We start from the raw sequence: 17576 nt of genomic DNA, 5'->3' as shown, positions 1-17576 counted from the left end.
AAGCCTATTTGCCCGGTTTGACGAACCGCAATGTCATTCGGTCCGACTCGCCAATCGCCAGGTATTTGTCCTTGTCCTGATCACCCTTCACCAACGCGGGTGGGAGGGTCCAGACGCCGTCGGGGTAGTCCTTGGTGTCCTTGGGGTTGGCGTTGACTTCGCTCTGACCCACCAGCTTGAACCCCGCGGTTTCGGCCAGCTTCACCACGTAGTCGGTGGGCAGGTAGCCGTTCTTTTCGTTGTCCTTGGCCGTGGTGCCCGGCTTGGCCCGATGGTCGACCACGCCCAACGTCCCGCCCGGTTTCAGCACGGTGTAAAACGCCTTGAATGTGGCGGCTTCATTGCCTTCATCGACCCAGTTGTGCACGTTGCGGAAGGTCAGCACGGTGTCCGCCGAACCAGGCTTGCCGAAAACCGGAGCCTTGGGGGCATACGCTACGACGTCGACCTTGCCGTAATGCGCAGGGTCGGCGGCGTATTTCTGCCGGAGGCTCTCGGCGGATTTTTTCGCATAATCGTTTTCCGAAGGGTCGACGATGGCGGCGACGTAATGACCTTTGTCCTTGAGCAACGGGGCCAACACCTCGCTGTACCAGCCATTGCCCGGCGTGATTTCGATGACAGTCTGATCGGTGCGCACGCCAAAGAAGGTCAGCGTCTGTTCCGGATGCCGGTACTGATCGCGGGCCGCATTTTTGGGCACGCGCCAGTCGCCCTTGAGCACTGTGGCGAACTGTTCATGGCTGATGTTTGACGCGGAAGCAGGTGTGGCGGCAGTGGCCAGTGACGACCCGAAAAGGGCCGCGAGGGAAACGGCTAACAGCGTTGTTTTCATGTGCATCCCGGTTAACGGCAGGAAGTGATGGCCGAGGCTAGCACGCACACTTGAGGGACGGGTGGCACATTTGGTTTGGTCGTCATAACCAAACGATCTACATCTTTTCCGGTCTCGATGTACAACGTTGTATCGGTCATGTGCAGAATTGCAGGGCCGCTTCTTCCTTACGTGAAGGATCAGGGGGTTCGAGTATTCCTTTGGCGACCTTCGCACCCGACCGGTATCCCGACATGGCTCAAGGCTACGCAGAATTAAGAATGTACGTTGCCCCTGACCGCGTGCGCGAGGCGCAGGAGCAATGGGTGAGCCGCGTGCTTGAACTGCTCGGGGCAGAACGCCTGGACGCCCAGTCGCTTGATTTGCCGCAGCTCTGGCTGTCGCCGCATTTATTGATCACGCAAACCTGCGGCTACCCGCTGATGACCCAACTGCGGGGGCAGGTCCAGGTGGTGGGACGTCCGGTGTATCAACTGCGCCACAGCGCTGATGGCAACCATTGCAGCGTGCTGGTGGCGAGGGCCGATGATGCGCGTGGGCGGCTGGAGGATTTCCGCGGCAGTCACGGGCTGCTCAACTCCCGGGACTCCAATTCCGGCATGAACCTGTTTCGCCACGCGTTGGCACCGCTGCAAGAAGGCGGCACTTTCTTCGCCCAAGTGTCGTTGACGGGGGGCCATCGCAACAGCCTCACCGCGATCAAGGAAGGGCACGGGGATCTTGCCGCCATCGACAGCGTGACCTTCGATTATCTCGCTCGGGATCACAGCGAGGAGGTGGCGGGAGTGAAGGTGATCGGGCGCACCGCCGAGGGGCCGTGCCTGCCCTATATCACCCGCCTCGGCGCTGATGCCGAGGCGATTCGGGCCGCGTTGAATCAGGCCCTCAAAGACCTGCCGCACGTTGCGCAGGTGCTGGCGATCAGCGAAGTGCTGCCCGCCCGCGAAGAGGATTACCAGGTGCTGCTCGATTACGAACAACACGCGCACCGCCTGGGATTGCCAGCGTTGTAAGCCGCCTCGCAGATCACAGGTTGGGGGCTGATGTGAAAAAAACTGAAACCTGCGACGTGCGCGCAGGTCTTGAATGAAACGTGTGCTGTGCCGAAGCCGATCGAGCCTGTCTTGACGTGGGCTTGATCGCTGACGATGTGACCGAACTCATTAACCAGAACTAAAAAGAGACAACCATGACATCGATCAAACACTTGCTGGGCGGCTCGCTGCTCGCGTTGGCGGTTCTGACCCAGCCCGCGCACAGCGCTGAAAAGACCACGCCCATTCACTTCGGCGACATCACTTGGGAAAGCGGCAGCCTGATCACCGAGGTCCTGCGGACTATCGTCGAGAAGGGCTACGGTTACCCGACCGACAAGCTGCCAGGCAGCACGGTCAGCCTCGAAGCGGCGCTGGCCAAGAACGACATTCAAGTGATCGGTGAAGAGTGGGCCGGTCGCAGCCCCGCGTGGGTGAAAGCGGAATCCGAAGGCAAGGTCTACGGCCTCGGCAACATCGTCAAAGGCGCCACCGAAGGCTGGTGGGTGCCGGAATTCGTGATCAAGGGTGACCCGGAAAAAGGCATCAAACCCTTGGCGCCGGACCTCAAGTCGGTGGCTGACCTGCCCAAGTACAAAGACGTGTTCAAAGACCCGGAAGACCCGAGCAAGGGCCGGTTCCTCAACAGCCCGACGGGTTGGACTTCTGAAATCGTCAACACCCAGAAGCTCAAGGCGTACAAGCTCAACGACACCTACGTGAACTTCCGCACCGGCTCGGGCGCGGCACTGGACGCGGAAATCGCCTCGTCGATTCGCCGTAACAAACCGGTGCTGTTCTACTACTGGTCGCCAACGCCGTTGCTGGGCCGTTTCAAGCTGATCAAGCTGGAAGAGCCGCCGTTCAACGAGGCCGCGTGGAAGACGCTGTCCGATGCCTCCAACCCGAACCCGATCGGCTCGGCCTCATTGGCCGCACACCTGGCCATTGGCGTGTCCGAGCCGTTTCACAAGCAATACCCAGAGCTGGTGAGCTTCTTCGAGAAGGTTGATCTGCCGATTGATCAACTGAACAAAACCCTCGGCGAAATGAGCGAGAAACGTCTGGAGCCGGATGCGGTGGCCAAGACGTTCCTGAAAGACCACCCGGAAATCTGGACCGCGTGGGTGCCTGCTGACATCGCGAAGAAGGTCTCGGCGGGGTTGTAAGTCGTTTCGAGCAATTCCCCTTGTGTGCACGGGCTTGCCCACGAAGGCTGATTCCAGAAACCACAGGGATGTGGATGATCTGGCCCCTTCGTGATCAAGCCCACTCCCTTCTGTGCCGGTCTTCCAGACTGCAATCTCCTCTCAACCTTGCCCCGAATCTGTGGTCTCACCCCTGAACGCACCGCTCGCCTTGCGCCGGGCACGCGTTCGATCAGTTGGTAAAGCGTCGCTCAACTGCTAGCGTTCGGGGGAGTCAGTGAGTTGATCACACAGATAAAAGTCGCCGGGGAGAGGACATGGGATATAGCAGATCGACTGCGTTGACGATTTTGAACTTGGCGGCTGGTGGGCTGTTTGGCGTATTAGTGGGGGCGTCAAACTGTGCGATGGCGGTCGACACCGCTCCCGATCCCTCAGCCTCGCGCCTAGCACAACCCTCCGCTCAGCCACCGGCCACCGCATCTACAGCACCCGACGCGCTGGCTTTCGTCAAGGATCATCATTTGGGCGAGAGCCTCGGCTGGCTGGGGTACCAGGTGGCGTCGCGCACTGTGACGTTCACCACCATCGTCGAAGCCGTCGGACGCACCAAGGCTCAGGAAATCGTCAAGGACGAACTTCAGTATTTGCAGCCCCAGTATCAACAGGAATGGGATCGAAACCTCGCCGCTGCCTACTCGGCTTCGTTCACCCCTGACGAACTGACGGCCCTCGACGCGGGTGATCCCCCGCCTGAAATCGCCAATAAATTCCGCGCCAAGCAGCGCGACGTCGGCATGGACATGAAAGGCCGTTCCAGCGAGTTGCTCAAAGTCTATGTGTCGACCGCGCTGGACAACGCGCTGAAAAAAGCCAAGCCTTGAGGCGTCGGGTTCTGCGAGCAGCGTCCGGCCTATTTTTTGATCGACAGGGGAAGGAGAGACCATGGACCCATTCATGCAGGCGGCCATCGACGAAGCGCAGAAGGGGCTGGACGAGGGTGGCATTCCCATCGGCTCGGTGATCGTCCACGACGGCAAGATCATTGGTCGCGGCCATAACCGTCGCGTGCAAGAAGGCAGCGCGATCAAGCACGGCGAAATGGACGCGTTCGAAAACGCCGGACGCCAGTCCGCCAGGGTTTACCGCGAAGCCACGCTCTACACGACCCTGTCACCCTGCGCGATGTGCAGTGGCGCGATCCTGCTGTATGGCATTCGCAAGATCATCGTCGGCGAGAACGAAACGTTCATGGGTGAAGAAGCACTCTTGCGCTCGCGAGGCGTGCAAGTGGATGTGGTGCACAACGCCACCTGCATCGGGCTGATGAAGCAATTCATCGCCGACAAGCCTGAATTGTGGAATGAGGATATCGGCGAATAAATGTTGGCGGATGATTGATCCTGTGGGATTCATTCGCGAAGACGTCAGTACAAACGACAGGGGTTTATTGACTGATCGTCCGTTTCGCGAATGGATTCGCTCCCACAGGTGTGTAGTGTTCCCGAGTGATGGGCTCAATCCAGCCGCAACGTCGAATTGAACTGGCTGATCGCATCCACCACATGCCGCGATCCCTGCTGGATTTCCAGAATCACTTCCCCGGCCTCATTGGCCAGTTCCACCCCGGTGCCCGTCCGGCTGAGGCTCGACTGCATGCTCGACACCGCGCTCTTGGCCAGTTCGTTGTTCTGTCGCACCACGTCCACAATCTCGATGGTCGCCTTGCTGGTTCGCGCTGCCAGCCCTCGCACTTCATCGGCCACCACCGCAAACCCACGGCCGTGCTCTCCCGCGCGTGCGGCCTCAATGGCCGCGTTGAGGGCCAGGAGGTTGGTCTGATCGGCAATCCCGCGAATGGTCTGGACGATGGTGGCGATGATTTCCGACTGTTTGTTCACCGCATCGATGCTGCGCGCCGCTTCGTTGAGGTCATTGGAAATCTGCTCAATCACCTCCACCGTTTGCTGCACCACGCTGGAACCCTTCTGCGCACAGGCATCGGTGCGCACTGAGGTGTCGTGGGCAGTGGTGGCGGCGTTACGCTGCACGGTCACTTGTTCAGTGATGTCGCTGGCGAATTTCACCACCTTGTACAGACGCCCTTTGGCATCGAACAGCGGGTTGTACGTCGCTTCGAGATAGACCGTCTGACCGTGCTTATCGACCCGCTCGAAACGATGGGCGTGGTATTCGCCGCGATTGAGCGATGCCCAGAACGCTTTGTACGCCGGGGACTCCACTTCGGCGCGGGTGCAAAACAGGCTGTGGTGCTGACCCACGATCTCGGCCAGCGTGTAATGCATGGTCTTGAGGAAGTTTTCGTTGGCCGTGATGACCCGACCGTCAGGGGAGAACTCGATCATCGCCATCGAGCGGCCGATCGCGCAGATCATGCTCTGATTTTCGTGGCTCTTGTGCGCCCGAGCGGTGATGTCCGACGCCACTTTGATCACGCTTTGAACCCTGCCGTCGGTGTCATAGACCGGCATGTAGCTCGCTTCCAGCCAGATTTCCCGTCCGGATTTGTCCAGACGCATGAACTCGCCGCACAGCGGTTCGCCACGAGCGAGGTCGCGCCACAATTTGCCGTAGGCCTCGCTGTCGCAGAACGCTTTCTCGCAAAAGATCCGGTGATGCTTGCCGACCAGCTCACCCGGCTGATAGCCCATGGTGAGACAAAAATTCTCATTGGCGTCGAGGATGATGCCATCCGGCGTGAATTCGATCATGGCCATGGAACGGCTGATCGCCGCCAGCTTGGCCTTCGACTGGCACAGCGCGGCGGTGGAAACTTGCAACTCGGCTTCGACAGCCTTGCGGACGGAATTGAACATGGGCCAGACACCTCGATAATTACGAAAACGCGGTCAACGCGACCGTCTTCCTTGATTGGCTGATACGGAAATCGACCTGAGGGCGTCGTGCATGAGTCATGGCGGTATGACATCGCACGGCAATGAGCACTGCCGAAAAGGGCTGCCGGGCGCGTAATAGAAGGGTTGGGGAATGTTAAAACTTGTGAATACCAGTCGTCTGATCACAATCGAAGCGATCAGCGGTAGTCGATTTGCGGGGTGACCGAGCCTGTCCATATGCGGCGCCTGACTTCCAGTGTCGATGACTGATGCGGCCCGTGCACGGCGTGTTGTCAGCGCCGAGCCACGTTGGATCAGAGCATAGTCAACCTCATGGCGGTTGCAATCCGAATAGTGGCAATTTCACATTCGATTGCGTTGGAATTCACAAATGACCACATAAAACTGCGCCGTCTTTAGGAAGGACAGCGCGACGGTGGGGTAGATCAGTGCTGTGGATGGGCCGCGCCGAACAGCTGGACCTGGTGCAATTGGCCGTTCTGCTCGATGAGCCGGATCGGTGCTGTGCCGCCGGGCATCACCACCTCAACCAGGCCCGCCTCGACCCAGCCGCAGAGCCAGGCGGCCGACGCCACCGCGCTGGCGCTGGTTCCGGAGGAGGCGGTCGGCCCTTCGCCGCGCTCGAACACCCGCGCCATGATCCGGTTGGGGGCGATGCGCGCGGCCCATTGCAGGTTGATGCCAGCAGGGCACGGATCGCCATCACCGAATTCGCCCGCAGCGAAGGCAATGCGAGTCAGGGCATCGTTGAGGGGGGCGTCGTGCAGCGCCTCGAAACCGGGCAGGGAATTCACGTCCGGGACCAGCGTCACGCAATGAGGGTTGCCGACTCTGACGAATACGCTGGTGTGCCAGTGAGGGTGCAGCGTGGCGAGCCGTTCGACGCGATTGACCGGCGCGTCATTGTGCGTGGTCTCGCTGACGCCTGGCCCCTTGGCCCCGACCGCTTTCGCCCCGAAGCCTGGCGTGCCGATGTCCAGCCAGAACCCCGACACGCTGTCGATCACGGTGGGCATCGCTTGCGTCGGCACCGGGCTGGCGGAGTCGGCGCTGTCGTGATGCACCCGTAGCGTGAACGCCTGATCAAGCGGTGTGCGACCGGTGTCGGCCAGGGATTGCGAGAAGATGGTCAGCCCGTTGCCACTGCGCTCGGCGAGGGTGGCGTCGGTGTTGACGATCAGCACGTCGAACGGCGCTGTGTCCTGAAACGGACCGACCAAGAGACCGTCGGAGCGATGAGCCTTGCTGCCCGCCGGCCGCTGGCCTTCAGGCCAGTCACAGATCGCCGCCACCGCCTGAGGCGCCCAGCTTAGACGGGCCAGCGCGGCGTCGGCGGCAGACAGCGGCACGTTCACACCCAGCGCACGCAGGGCTTCAGGGGAAATCACGGCGTAGATATTGCCGCGCGCGTCGTAGAAAGGGGCCATGGCGGGAGGTCCGGAATTCGTGTTGAAAGCCGGCATTAAATCATGTGGGCGTCCCTTGCACAGATTTGTCATTGCGGCAGGGCTCAGTCTTCAGGCTTCTGCAAAACCTGTAGGAGTGAGCTTGCTCGCGAAGAGGCCTGTACATCCGCCACATTTCTAGCGGCTAAGCCTCAGTCGTCGCGAGCAAGCTCACTCCTACAGAGGATCCCAGTTCTTCAGCGACCCCTGGGGCATGTTAGCGACAACGCGGGAATTCTCACACCACCAACGTCAACCACGCCGATGCCACCAGCAGCAGTGCCATGACTTGATTGAACCGTTTCATGCTCTGCGGCGAACGGAAAAACTTCGCAGCGCTCACGCCCAGGTAGGCCCACGCCGCCATGCACGGGATCGCTACCAGAAAGAACGTCAGCGACAGCCACATCACCCGCAGCATCCGATCCGCGTCAGTCCCGGCAAACACACTCACCACGGCCAGCGCCATCATCCAGGTTTTCGGGTTGACCAGTTGCAGGCTGGCAGCGCTCCAGAGCCCCAGTCGCGGCCCAGTGCTCGCTTGGTCAGGATCAATGGCCTCGGCGGGCGCGCTGAAAATCTGCCACGCTAGCCAGGTCAGCCAGGCGATGCCGACCCACGCCATCACCGTTTGCACTTGATGATGACGGGCCAGCACGTCGCCCAGCCCCGTGCCGACGACCAACACCAGCAACGCCGCCCCGGCGCAGCCGCCCACGACGATCGGCAGTGTGCGCAGCAAGCCGTATCGGGAGCTGTTGGTCAGCACCAGAATGTTGGTCGGGCCAGGGGTGATCGAAGAGACGAACGCGAACAGCAGGAACGGCAGAAAGGTTTGCATGGGGAACAACTCGGCAGCGAAGGATCATGCCGTGATGATCGCGGCGCGGGCGGGTGTCAGTCTGGAAGATTTGAGCAGCGCTTGCGGTAGTCGGCAGGTGTCATGCGGTAGGCGCGCTGGAACCAGCGGCCCAAATGGCTCTGATCGGCAAACCCCAGCGCCGCCGCGACATCGACCGGCAGTTCACCCCGGGCCAGCAGGCGGCGGGCGCGGGTCAGGCGCAGTTGAATGAGGTAGGCATGGGGCGCCAATCCGAAGGCTCCCTTGAACGCCCGGCTCAAGCGAAAACGGTCGACGCCGGTCACCGTCGCCAAATCGTCAAGACCGATGTCCTGATGCAGATGACTGTGAAGATAATCCCGCGCCCGTTGCGCCACCAGCGGCAGGCGCGGATCGGGATTGATCAGCGCACGCCAGCGCAAATGGTCCGTGAGACTCGATAAAAGGTTGTCCAGCGCGGTCTGGCGCACGATGCGCAGCTCGCCACTGTGCATGGCTTCGAAGGCGTTCGCAGTGGCGATGGCCAGGCGGTTGTCGTCGGCCAGGGTCGCGGCAAAGCTGACGTGCCCGTTGTCCGGCGCCTCTTCGAACTGGGCGCGCAACTCCCGGTCCATCCAGTGCGGGTCGAGGTACAGCGTGCGGTAGGTGAAGCCGTCCGCTTCCGGCGCGTGTCCGTCATGAATTTCGCCCGGTTCGAGCAGAAACACCTTGCCCGGCGTGCTGTTGTGCTGCTGACGACGGCAGTTGAATTGCTGCACGCCTTGCTCGGTAATGCCCACCAGATAACTGTCGTGCCAATGCGGGTCGTACGCATGCCCTTCGAAATGCGCGCGCACCGTCTCGATGCCGGACAAGGCGTCCTGCTTGAGATCGATCCAGTTGCGTTCGGGCATGGAGGCTCCTGAAAAAAGAGGCACGGCTGCACACGTTAGCGCCCAGCCTACCCTCAGGTCTGGAAGATTTGTGCAGCAGCCGACCGGCTGTCTTCGTCACGCGTTCAGGTCAAAACCGCTGCGACCCAGGCATTCACCATTGATCAAGACGTCCACCTCATGCCGTCCGGCGTAATGCACGCGGGTGGTGAAGTTGCGCACCTCCTGTTCGCGGCGCAGGGTCACCGACGCGCCAGCGACCAGATCCAGTGCCTTGAGCTTGAAAACCTTGGCCGACGTGCCGCCGGATTTCTTCACGTAATGAATGGCGTAATCGATGATCAGGCGCTGGGCGTCGTTCGATGTAGAGGTCAGCGTGAAAGTCAGCTCGATACGCTCGCCCAGGCTGATCGCCTCAGGCGTCACCTTTAAGTCGCTCAGCCGAATCTGGGCTTTTTCGCCTGCGCCCATCAGCGTCAGTGCACGCACATCCCCTTTCTTGATCAATGAGCGCAAGGCGTGGCGAGCGATCCAGGCGCTGTTCGGGTTGTCCAGCGACCATCCCTCCAGTTGATCGAGCACCCATTCGGGGTTGTCTTTGGTGATGTCGTTGAAGTGATTGGCCACCGACTTGCGCACGTACAGGCTGTCGTCGGCCTTGAGATTGTCGAGGATGTCCAGCACCGGCGAGGGATCGACCATCAGGTTTTCCAGCCGAAACGACCACGGCAGGCGAGGGCGGCATCCTTCACTCGCTAGACGCCGGACGTGCGGGTTGTCGTCAAGTGACCAGCCGTGCATCACCTCGATGGCCCGTGAGAAATCCCGGCGCAAGAAGTGCCGCACGGCAAATTCCGAAGAGCCGAAGGCAGTGAAAAACTTCAGCGCTTCCATCGAGCGTTCAAAGTCGTCCTGACCGTACAAAGCGACGTATTCCGGGAGGATCAGGCTGACGAACGCGCTGTTCAAGCGTGGGGCCAGTTGATAGAGGATGTCCAGTGCCGCGAGATAATCCTGGGGCAGTCCGGCGTGCAGGCTTTGGCTGACCCGGTTCAGGCGTTGCATGAGGGACAGGCCGTCCAGACCCTCTGTCGCCTGGGCAAGAAAGCGCTTGCGATCAAATGCCGGATAGACCGCGAAGGTTTCTTCGGCAATGTGCTTTAGCCGTTCGTGGTTGAAGATTTCCTTGAGGGCAGGGGCGTCGGACATGGCAGGTTCGGAACTCGGCGGCTTTTTTCGTCGGCAGAGGTTACACCCAATCCCGGGCCCGATCATCGAAGGCAGGCGACTGCCCGCTTTCCGGCTCTCCCAGACTCTCCCCAGACACTCATCGTTACAAAGTGAAATGCCCTACCGGTTGCTCATCCTTTCTCGCACCGCGAATCTCTCTGCGCATCTCGTGGCGAACCTAGGGCCGCCCGCGCCATCCAATACGGGACTCGCCACTCAATCATGCCTCCGAGGTCAATGATGAACAGCTTTCTGCGACGTCTTGCTCTGTGTTCCCTGACTGCCTTGTTGGGCGTCGGCGTGGCTCACGCCGATGTGCCTTCCGCGCAATCCCCTAAACTGTTGGCCTCGGCCAGCTACCCCAACCGCAGCAACAATAACGTCGATGACGGCGCCATTCGCCGCGCCAATCCCAACAGCCGCCAAGGGACTCAGCCCATTGCGCCGGTCCCGCGCAATTCGAACCTGAATACGTCACCCCAACGCATGCCCACGCTGGAAAACGGCGGCATTGGCAACGGCTACCCTACTCGTCAGCAGTCACCGCGCCCGTCCAGCAACGCGCGCGGCAGCAACTAAAACCTCAGCAAAAGGATCGCCCATGTCCCATCGCAGCCTGTTCCGCAAGACCCTGATCGCCACGCTGTGTGCAACGGCCTTTTTCAGTCTCTCGTTGCAAGCCTCCGCCGCCACGTACAAAAGCGAGGAGGGCACACTGACGGTGGACGAGGTCGTGGGGGGCTTGAAACACCCGTGGGCTGTGGCGTTCCTGCCGGACCACAAAGGCATGTTGGTGACTGAGCGCACGGGCAGCCTGCGCGTGGTCAGCCCCGACGGCAAGCTTTCGGCGCCGCTGTCCGGCGTGCCGAAAGTCTGGGTGCAGGGGCAGGGCGGCTTGCTCGATGTCGTGCTGTCTCCGGACTTCGCCAAGGACCGCATGGTCTACCTGACCTACGCCGAAGCCTCGGCGGATGGCCAGACCGGTGGCACTGCCGCAGGGCGTGGACGGCTGTCGCCTGACATGACCAAAATCGAAGGCTTCACGCGGATTTTCCAGCAGCAACCGAAGTTGTCCGTGGGCAATCATTTTGGCTCACGAATGGTCTTCGACCAGGACGGCTACCTCTTCATCGCCCTGGGTGAAAACAACAACCGGCCCACCGCCCAGGACCTCGACAAGCTGCAAGGCAAGATCGTGCGCCTGAACGCCGACGGCTCGGTCCCGGACGACAACCCCTTCGTCGGCCAGAAAAATGTCCGCCCTGAAATCTGGAGCTACGGCCACCGCAACCAGCAAGGCGCCGCACTCAACCCTTGGAACGGCACGGTCTGGACCAACGAACACGGCCCCATGGGCGGCGACGAGATCAACATCATCGAACGCGGCGCCAACTACGGCTGGCCGATTTCCACCTTCGGCATCGACTACAACGGCCAGCCGATTCCCGAATCCAAAGGCAAAATCGTCGAAGGCGTTACCCACCCGTTCCACGTCTGGGAAAAATCCCCGGCCATCAGCGGCATGACGTTCTACAGCGCCGACAAATTCAAGCAGTGGGACCACGACATCTTCGTCGGCGCGCTCTCCGCGCAGGTGCTGATCCGCCTGGAACTCAAGGACGACAAAGTCGTGCACGAAGAACGCCTGCTGGGCGACCTTAACGCCCGCATTCGTGACGTGCGCCAAGGGCCGGATGGCTACCTGTATGTGCTGACGGATGAAGAGGACGGGAAATTGCTGAAGGTGGGGTTGGCCCAATAATAGCTTTTGAAATGTAATCTATATGGCTCATAAAGTGGTTCTTGCAACCTATATGGCTCTTTTCAGCGAATGAGCTTCATAAAGTGCACGTGCTGACCACTCAATTGAGACCGCGCCATGAAAACCACTCTGCTTGATCAAATCCGAAAACAGCGGTTGGTCCTGGGCCTGAAAATCCAGGACATGACCTTGCGCGCGGGCCTCACCCGTCAGCAGTACGGGAAGATCGAAGCCGGTTTCAATCCCAGGCTCGCCACCCTCGATCAGATCGCGGAAGGCCTGGATGCGGTCTTGGTCCTGGTTCCCAAATCGAGGCTAAATCGCGTAGAAAAAGTGCTCGCCAGCGACGTTGCGGAGAACGTCGAGCCGCTGTACCCCAATCTGGATCGCCCATCCGAGGGCCCGCGCTCGCCTGTCGTGCATGACGACGAAAGCCCGTGGGGAGACATCTGAATCCCTGAAATAAAGCTGATCAGGATGGCAGATATCGAGGCCTTTCCGCAGATCAACCTGCCTGACGAGCAGCAGGCTTATGGGATTCGTCGCTACGATCGGTTGCCAGGAAACCAGAGGGTTCATTCGGAGGATTTTGCTCAGATCTTCTATGCGTATGCCCATGACAAATACCGGAGGGCCAGCTACGACCAGATCGGCAAACTGCTTTATCAGAATTCGATCCATGGACAGCGGGACGCGATTCAGATGGCACGGCGTCTGTTGGTCAACATTCTGCTGGCGAACGGCGATGCTCACCTCAAGAACTGGAGCATCATTTACCGGGATGGCCGGCATGCAGAGCTGTCACCGGCCTACGACGTCGTGATGACCAAAGGTTATATCGCTGACGAAAGCCAATATGCCTTGAACATGGCCAAGACCAAAAACTGGTACGAGGTCTCCATGGAGCATTTCAAGCGATGGGCAGACTATGGCGACATTCCTTGGCGCCCGGTGCTCTACAACCTCAGAGCAGTGATGGACAGTGCGCGGGCGTTATGGCCGGGGGCATTGAATGACAGTCAAATGATCGACAACCAAAAGAACGTATTGCGAGCGCACTGGAAACGCCTGCACCCCGATTTTCGAATCGAGTGATGCCTCAACCCGACACCGGCTCCCGCGCCGAAGCCGGCACGTCGAACACCCGGTCGAACCCCCACTGAAACACAAGCGCGTAAAAGAAGAAAAACACGAACAAACCCAGGTTGGTCGCCAGCGCGCTCCACCATGTGATGTCCAGCCACCACGCCACCAGTGGCACCAGCATCACCACCAGTCCTCCTTCGAAGCCCAACGAGTGCAGCAGCCTGCGGCCCCAGGTTCGTGTGCGACGGGTCTGGCGGGCTTCCCAGTATTCGAACAGGTAGTTGTAAACCATGTTCCAGATCAGCGCGCTGGCCGAAAGCATGACAGACAGCGCGCCCGCATGGGCCAGGCCGTCGTCGTAGATCAGTGAAAGGGTGGGCGACAGCACGGCAATCGCGATGACTTCGTAGAGGATGGCTTGAACCACCTTGCGTGTGGGGCCTTGCATGGGCTTTATCCTGAGGCGTGAAGAACGATGGCCGTCACCCTACCGAATCGTCGGCGTCGGGTGAAATGAGATAAATTGACGCCGCATCAGTTCATTTCATGCAGGGAGCTTTCCGTGTTTTCCACTCTTCCCCTCAATGCGTTGCGCACCTTCGAAGCGGCGGCGCGGCTGGGCAGTTTCAAGGCGGCTGCCGAGGAACTGTCGGTGACGCCCGCGGCCATTTCCCATCAGGTCAAGACGCTGGAAGCCTGGCTGGGCGCGATGCTGTTCGTTCGGTCCGGTCAGGGCGTGGCGCTGACGGAAGAGGGCGAGCAGCTGTATCGCCAGAGCCATCAGGCGTTGCTGGACATCCGTCGCAGTCTGGAAAGCTTCAGCCCCGAAACGGCTTCTCAAACCCTGACGCTGTCGACCACGCCCGCGCTGGCATCCGCGTGGCTGATTCCTCGGTTGGGCCGTTTTTACCGCGCATTTCCTCAGTTCAATGTTCACATCGACACGCGCAATGAGCTGGTCGATCTGTCGCGTGATTCCAGCATCGACCTTGCGATCCGAACCGTCAGCCGCGATGACTCGAGCCTGTTTCAGCAGGACCTGATGAATGAGTATTTCGGCGTCTATGGCGCGCCCGGTCTGCTGGACGCGCTGGATGAGCATCGGGTGGAGTTGATCGATTTGCGCTGGCCGATGCCGGGCGCTTTTTCGGTCAACTGGAAAAGCTGGTGCGAGGCTGCAGACAGCGACGGTTGGCTGAAAAAGGCGCGAATTCGTCAGTTCGACGACGAGCATTACGCCTTGAGCGCCGCAGTCGCCGGGCATGGGCTGGTGCTGGCGAGCACTGTGCTGGTGGCGGACAGCGTTGCGCGCGGAGAGTTGGTGGCGTTCCGGCCGGAGGTCAGCCTGCCCGGCCCGCGTTATGTGGCGGTGTGCGTGCCGGGTCGTGAGCGTGATCCACAGGTGAAGGCGTTTTTGGCGTGGCTGTCGGAAGAGGCGGCGGCCACACCCTTACGCTGAACGTCAGGGCTTGCGCGGCAACAACCCCGGCACCGCGTGGGTCAACGCGTGAATCGCAAACCCGATAAACATTACCCCGCACAGCCGCGTGATGGTCAGTTCGTGGCGCTGATACAGGGTACGCACGTGGCGAGCGCCGACCACGCCGACGATGATGCCGTAGGCCGCGATGCCGCCCAGCGTGCTGATCAAAATAAGCAGCGGCAGCATCGACCAGTTCAGCAGATCGACCCGGCTGGAGAGCAGCGCGGTAAACGTCGCGACCGCCACCGGGTAGGCCTTCGGATTGGTCAGGCCGAACATGATGCCGTGCCAGAACGGGTGGCGGGCTGGGGCTTTGGGCTCGTCTTCGCTGCTGCGTTTGGCGCGAATCGCCCGCCAGCCGAGCCAGAACAGGAACAGTCCACTGATGACCCCCAGCACGTCGAAGGTCGTTGACCCGATGACCTTGGCGCCGATGATCGCGGCCAGCGCGGTGCTGCACCAGATCACATCCCCCAGCAGATGCCCGCAGAGAAACGCCGCACCCGCGCGTCGCCCCTTGGATGCGCCGATGCCGAACACCGCCAACACCCCTGGGCCGGGCGAAATGGCGTAAATGAAGCCCGAGGCAAGAACGGCAAGCAGCAGCGAAGGGGTCATGACGGAAATATCCTGCAAGATAGGCCGCCGAGTGTAGATGAGTGGACGTCCCCGTTTCGAGCGTTTTCATACGTGCAAAGAGGACGTATCGAGGTTGTAAAAAAACCATACAGAACGTAAAAAGTGCGCCGAGAAACAATCCCTCCTGGAGCTTCACTGTCGATGACCACCCCACGCCGACCTGCAGCCGGTTTTCCGCGCCGCCTGCTGCCGCTGAGTATTGCCTTCGTCTCGCCATGGCTGGCCGCGCAAGAGGCTGAGCCGCTGACGCTGGACGCCGTCAAGGTCTCAGGCGAACAGGCGTCGATCTACCAGGCCAGCAGCGCGTCGGTGGGCGGTTTCAATGAAACCCCCTTGCGCGACACGCCGGCGTCGATTTCGGTGTTCAGCGAGGAGATGCTCAAGAACCAGCAGGCCAAATTGCTCAGCGACGTGCTGCGTAACGACGCGTCCGTGGGCGACAGCTACGCGCCAGTCGGTTACTACGAAAACTTCGTCGTGCGCGGTTTCTCCCTGGATGCGGCGAACAGCTACCGCATCAACGGTCGCAGCATCACCGGCGAGCAGAACGTGGCGCTGGAAAACAAGGAGCAGGTCGAGTTGCTGAAAGGCCTGTCCGGCCTGCAAAGCGGCGTGTCGGAGCCTGCCGGCGTGGTCAATTACAAGACCAAACGCCCGGAAGACGTGCGCTCGGTGACGGTGTCCACCAACGAGCACGGCGAGCGGTATATCGCCACGGACGTCGGCGGCTGGTTCGGCAGCGAAAAACAGTTCGGCCTGCGCGCCAACGTCGCCCACGAAGACATTCGTTCCTACGTCGAACACGCCAATGGCCAGCGGGATTTCGCCTCGCTGGCGTTCGACTGGAACATCAACGATCAATCGACCTTGCAGTTGGACGTCGAGTACCAGACCAAAGAGCAACGCTCGGTGCCGGGTTATCAACTCATCGGCGGAACAGAGCTGCCCCACGATGCCTCACCGCGCAAGTTGCTGGGCTACCAAAGCGGGTCGAACCCGGTGGGCATCGACTCTCTGAACATGAGCGGTCGTTATGAGTACCGTTTCAGCGACGATTGGAAGGGAAGTCTCAGCGCCTCGCGCAGCCGCGTGGTGATCGACGATTACAGCGCGTTCGCCTATGGCTGCTACTACCAGAGCGATTGCCCGGCGACACCCGTGACCGGGCATTTCAATACCAATGGCGGCTACGACATCTACGACTTCCGCAGCCCCGACGACACGCGCCGAAACGATGAAGTCGAAGCGGCCATGACGGGCCTGTTCAACACCGGCTGGCTCAAGCATGAGTTGACCTTCGGCACCAGCGCGTTTCGCCGCACGGTCGATACCCGGCCGTATTTCAGCAATTACATCGGGTCCGGCAATATCAACGAAACGCCTGAAAGCTTCGCCCCGTCCGACCTGCCCGTGGGCCACACCGAACGCCGTCTGGACAGCCGTCAGTACGGTCTGTTCGCAACCGACCGCATCAGCTTCAACGACCAATGGCAAACCGTGATCGGCGGTCGTCAGGTGCGCCTCGATGAAAAAGCCTACAACGAAGACGGCAGCGACAATCGCCACACGCAGCGCTCGATTTTCCTGCCTCAAGGTGCGCTGATCTACAAACCCGTGGACAACGTTTCGCTCTATACCAGCTACAGCAAAGGCCTTTCGTTGGGCGCCACGGCGTCGGTGTTCGACACCAACATCGGTGAGATTCTGGCGCCGACGATCTCTCGCCAACTGGAAGCCGGGGTCAAGTACGACTGGCAACGCATGAGTTTCACGGCGGCCGTGTTCCAGACCCGTCAGGCCTACCAGTATTCGAAGCCCAACGACGACGGCACGTTGACGTTCGTGCAGCAGGGCCAGCAGAAAAACACGGGGCTGGAACTGAGCGCCAACGGCTGGCTGACTTCACAGTTGCAAATATCGGCGAGTGCCGCCGCCATCAAGGCTCGCGTGGAAGACAGCGGCACAGCGGCCTATGAAGACCATCAGGCGATCAACGTGCCGAAATTCCGCGGCAGCCTGTCCGCTGACTACAGCCTGCCGATTCCGGGCCTCGCGCTGCTAGGCGGCATGCAGTACAGCTCCAGCAAATACGCCAACCGCGAAGGCTCGGTGAAGGTGGATGATTACACCGTGTTCAACGCAGGCAGCCGCTACAGCACCAGGCTCGATGGCTACGACACCGTGTTTCGCCTGACGGTCGACAACCTGTTCGACAAACGTTACTGGCGAGACGTGGGCGAATACCTGGGCGACGACTACCTGTTCCTCGGCGCACCGCGCACGGCGAGATTGTCCGCGACGGTGAGCTTTTAATCCGTTTTT

At 60.5% G+C, this 17576-nt stretch carries 17 protein-coding genes and 2 pseudogenes; 10 read left to right on the top strand and 9 right to left on the bottom strand.

Features of this window, described 5'->3' with window-relative positions:
• Positions 1-4: 4 nt before the first annotated feature.
• Positions 5-835, bottom strand: coding sequence for a class I SAM-dependent methyltransferase (locus ACWKWE_RS07360; protein WP_166597595.1), 831 nt, complete (start codon positions 833-835; stop codon positions 5-7).
• Positions 836-1068: 233 nt separating this feature from the next.
• On the opposite strand from ACWKWE_RS07360, the gene ACWKWE_RS07355 reads away from it, so the two are divergent.
• The 4 genes from ACWKWE_RS07355 (at position 1069) to ACWKWE_RS07340 (ending at position 4400) form a co-directional block, all read left to right on the top strand.
• On the top strand, positions 1069-1848 hold the full coding sequence (locus ACWKWE_RS07355; RefSeq protein ID WP_483850136.1) for a phosphate/phosphite/phosphonate ABC transporter substrate-binding protein: 780 nt from the start codon (positions 1069-1071) through the stop codon (positions 1846-1848).
• A gap of 176 nt (positions 1849-2024) precedes the next feature.
• Positions 2025-3038 carry an ABC transporter substrate-binding protein gene (locus ACWKWE_RS07350; RefSeq protein ID WP_166597597.1) on the top strand — a complete coding sequence of 338 codons (1014 nt, stop codon included), beginning with the start codon at positions 2025-2027 and terminating at the stop codon, positions 3036-3038.
• A gap of 296 nt (positions 3039-3334) precedes the next feature.
• On the top strand, positions 3335-3901 hold the full coding sequence (locus ACWKWE_RS07345) for a hypothetical protein (protein WP_483850135.1): 567 nt from the start codon (positions 3335-3337) through the stop codon (positions 3899-3901).
• 61 nt (positions 3902-3962) lie between these two features.
• Positions 3963-4400 (top strand): nucleoside deaminase, encoded by a 438-nt coding sequence (locus ACWKWE_RS07340; protein WP_483850134.1) that lies wholly within the window; start codon positions 3963-3965, stop codon positions 4398-4400.
• 134 nt (positions 4401-4534) lie between these two features.
• On the opposite strand, the pseudogene ACWKWE_RS07335 reads toward ACWKWE_RS07340, so the two are convergent.
• The 6 genes and pseudogenes from ACWKWE_RS07335 to ACWKWE_RS07310 form a co-directional block, all read right to left on the bottom strand.
• A pseudogene (locus ACWKWE_RS07335) lies at positions 4535-4972 on the bottom strand (methyl-accepting chemotaxis protein); the annotation flags it as partial.
• Positions 4973-5068: 96 nt separating this feature from the next.
• A pseudogene (locus ACWKWE_RS07330) lies at positions 5069-5854 on the bottom strand (PAS domain-containing protein); the annotation flags it as partial.
• 467 nt (positions 5855-6321) lie between these two features.
• Entirely contained in the window at positions 6322-7323 is a 1002-nt protein-coding gene (locus ACWKWE_RS07325) for a diaminopimelate epimerase (protein WP_483850133.1), read from the bottom strand.
• A gap of 256 nt (positions 7324-7579) precedes the next feature.
• Positions 7580-8182 carry a LysE family translocator gene (locus tag ACWKWE_RS07320; RefSeq protein ID WP_401144812.1) on the bottom strand — a complete coding sequence of 201 codons (603 nt, stop codon included), beginning with the start codon at positions 8180-8182 and terminating at the stop codon, positions 7580-7582.
• Positions 8183-8238: 56 nt separating this feature from the next.
• A complete protein-coding gene (locus ACWKWE_RS07315; protein ID WP_483850132.1) occupies positions 8239-9075 on the bottom strand; it encodes an AraC family ligand binding domain-containing protein in 837 nt (278 codons plus the stop codon).
• Between the two features lie 96 nt (positions 9076-9171).
• Positions 9172-10263: a DNA alkylation repair protein gene (locus ACWKWE_RS07310; RefSeq protein ID WP_483850131.1), complete on the bottom strand. Its 1092-nt coding sequence runs from the start codon at positions 10261-10263 to the stop codon at positions 9172-9174.
• A gap of 261 nt (positions 10264-10524) precedes the next feature.
• Between ACWKWE_RS07310 and ACWKWE_RS07305 the strand changes: the two genes are divergently transcribed.
• From ACWKWE_RS07305 to ACWKWE_RS07290, 4 genes are all read left to right on the top strand, one after another.
• On the top strand, positions 10525-10863 hold the full coding sequence (locus ACWKWE_RS07305; protein WP_483850130.1) for a hypothetical protein: 339 nt from the start codon (positions 10525-10527) through the stop codon (positions 10861-10863).
• Between the two features lie 37 nt (positions 10864-10900).
• Positions 10901-12046 (top strand): PQQ-dependent sugar dehydrogenase, encoded by a 1146-nt coding sequence (locus ACWKWE_RS07300; RefSeq protein WP_483850466.1) that lies wholly within the window; start codon positions 10901-10903, stop codon positions 12044-12046.
• Positions 12047-12163: 117 nt separating this feature from the next.
• On the top strand, positions 12164-12499 hold the full coding sequence (locus ACWKWE_RS07295; RefSeq protein ID WP_483850129.1) for a helix-turn-helix transcriptional regulator: 336 nt from the start codon (positions 12164-12166) through the stop codon (positions 12497-12499).
• A gap of 24 nt (positions 12500-12523) precedes the next feature.
• The gene (locus ACWKWE_RS07290) at positions 12524-13141 is read left to right on the top strand and encodes a type II toxin-antitoxin system HipA family toxin (protein ID WP_483850128.1); all 618 of its coding nucleotides are present in this window, start codon (positions 12524-12526) and stop codon (positions 13139-13141) included.
• A gap of 4 nt (positions 13142-13145) precedes the next feature.
• Here ACWKWE_RS07290 and ACWKWE_RS07285 read toward each other — a convergent pair whose 3' ends face one another.
• Complete coding sequence (locus ACWKWE_RS07285; RefSeq protein WP_483850127.1) at positions 13146-13580, bottom strand: PACE efflux transporter; 435 nt, start codon at positions 13578-13580, stop codon at positions 13146-13148.
• Positions 13581-13694: 114 nt separating this feature from the next.
• Between ACWKWE_RS07285 and ACWKWE_RS07280 the strand changes: the two genes are divergently transcribed.
• Positions 13695-14591 carry a LysR substrate-binding domain-containing protein gene (locus ACWKWE_RS07280; RefSeq protein ID WP_483850126.1) on the top strand — a complete coding sequence of 299 codons (897 nt, stop codon included), beginning with the start codon at positions 13695-13697 and terminating at the stop codon, positions 14589-14591.
• A gap of 3 nt (positions 14592-14594) precedes the next feature.
• Here ACWKWE_RS07280 and ACWKWE_RS07275 read toward each other — a convergent pair whose 3' ends face one another.
• Positions 14595-15233, bottom strand: a complete 639-nt coding sequence (locus tag ACWKWE_RS07275; protein WP_341962944.1) for a LysE family translocator — start codon at positions 15231-15233, stop codon at positions 14595-14597.
• A 162-nt stretch (positions 15234-15395) separates the two neighbouring features.
• Here ACWKWE_RS07275 and ACWKWE_RS07270 point away from each other — a divergent pair, with 162 nt between their 5' ends.
• Positions 15396-17567, top strand: a complete 2172-nt coding sequence (locus ACWKWE_RS07270) for a TonB-dependent siderophore receptor (RefSeq protein ID WP_483850125.1) — start codon at positions 15396-15398, stop codon at positions 17565-17567.
• Positions 17568-17576 lie beyond the last annotated feature (9 nt).

The organism is Pseudomonas salicis (genome assembly GCF_057128705.1).
Note: the sequence above shows the minus strand (reverse complement) of the source record. Positions and strands in the feature narration are given on the sequence as shown.

Bases quoted from the DNA above. Each gene is read 5' to 3' on its own strand.
- ACWKWE_RS07305 (WP_483850130.1), top strand. From the start codon at position 10,525: ATGAACAGCTTTCTGCGACGTCTTGCTCTGTGTTCCCTGACTGCCTTG.
- ACWKWE_RS07310 (WP_483850131.1), bottom strand. From the start codon at position 10,263: ATGTCCGACGCCCCTGCCCTCAAGGAAATCTTCAACCACGAACGGCTA.
- ACWKWE_RS07290 (WP_483850128.1), top strand. From the start codon at position 12,524: ATGGCAGATATCGAGGCCTTTCCGCAGATCAACCTGCCTGACGAGCAG.
- ACWKWE_RS07285 (WP_483850127.1), bottom strand. From the start codon at position 13,580: ATGCAAGGCCCCACACGCAAGGTGGTTCAAGCCATCCTCTACGAAGTC.
- ACWKWE_RS07325 (WP_483850133.1), bottom strand. From the start codon at position 7,323: ATGGCCCCTTTCTACGACGCGCGCGGCAATATCTACGCCGTGATTTCC.
- ACWKWE_RS07295 (WP_483850129.1), top strand. From the start codon at position 12,164: ATGAAAACCACTCTGCTTGATCAAATCCGAAAACAGCGGTTGGTCCTG.
- ACWKWE_RS07275 (WP_341962944.1), bottom strand. From the start codon at position 15,233: ATGACCCCTTCGCTGCTGCTTGCCGTTCTTGCCTCGGGCTTCATTTAC.
- ACWKWE_RS07315 (WP_483850132.1), bottom strand. From the start codon at position 9,075: ATGCCCGAACGCAACTGGATCGATCTCAAGCAGGACGCCTTGTCCGGC.
- ACWKWE_RS07320 (WP_401144812.1), bottom strand. From the start codon at position 8,182: ATGCAAACCTTTCTGCCGTTCCTGCTGTTCGCGTTCGTCTCTTCGATC.
- ACWKWE_RS07340 (WP_483850134.1), top strand. From the start codon at position 3,963: ATGGACCCATTCATGCAGGCGGCCATCGACGAAGCGCAGAAGGGGCTG.
- ACWKWE_RS07350 (WP_166597597.1), top strand. From the start codon at position 2,025: ATGACATCGATCAAACACTTGCTGGGCGGCTCGCTGCTCGCGTTGGCG.
- ACWKWE_RS07345 (WP_483850135.1), top strand. From the start codon at position 3,335: ATGGGATATAGCAGATCGACTGCGTTGACGATTTTGAACTTGGCGGCT.
- ACWKWE_RS07270 (WP_483850125.1), top strand. From the start codon at position 15,396: ATGACCACCCCACGCCGACCTGCAGCCGGTTTTCCGCGCCGCCTGCTG.
- ACWKWE_RS07360 (WP_166597595.1), bottom strand. From the start codon at position 835: ATGAAAACAACGCTGTTAGCCGTTTCCCTCGCGGCCCTTTTCGGGTCG.
- ACWKWE_RS07355 (WP_483850136.1), top strand. From the start codon at position 1,069: ATGGCTCAAGGCTACGCAGAATTAAGAATGTACGTTGCCCCTGACCGC.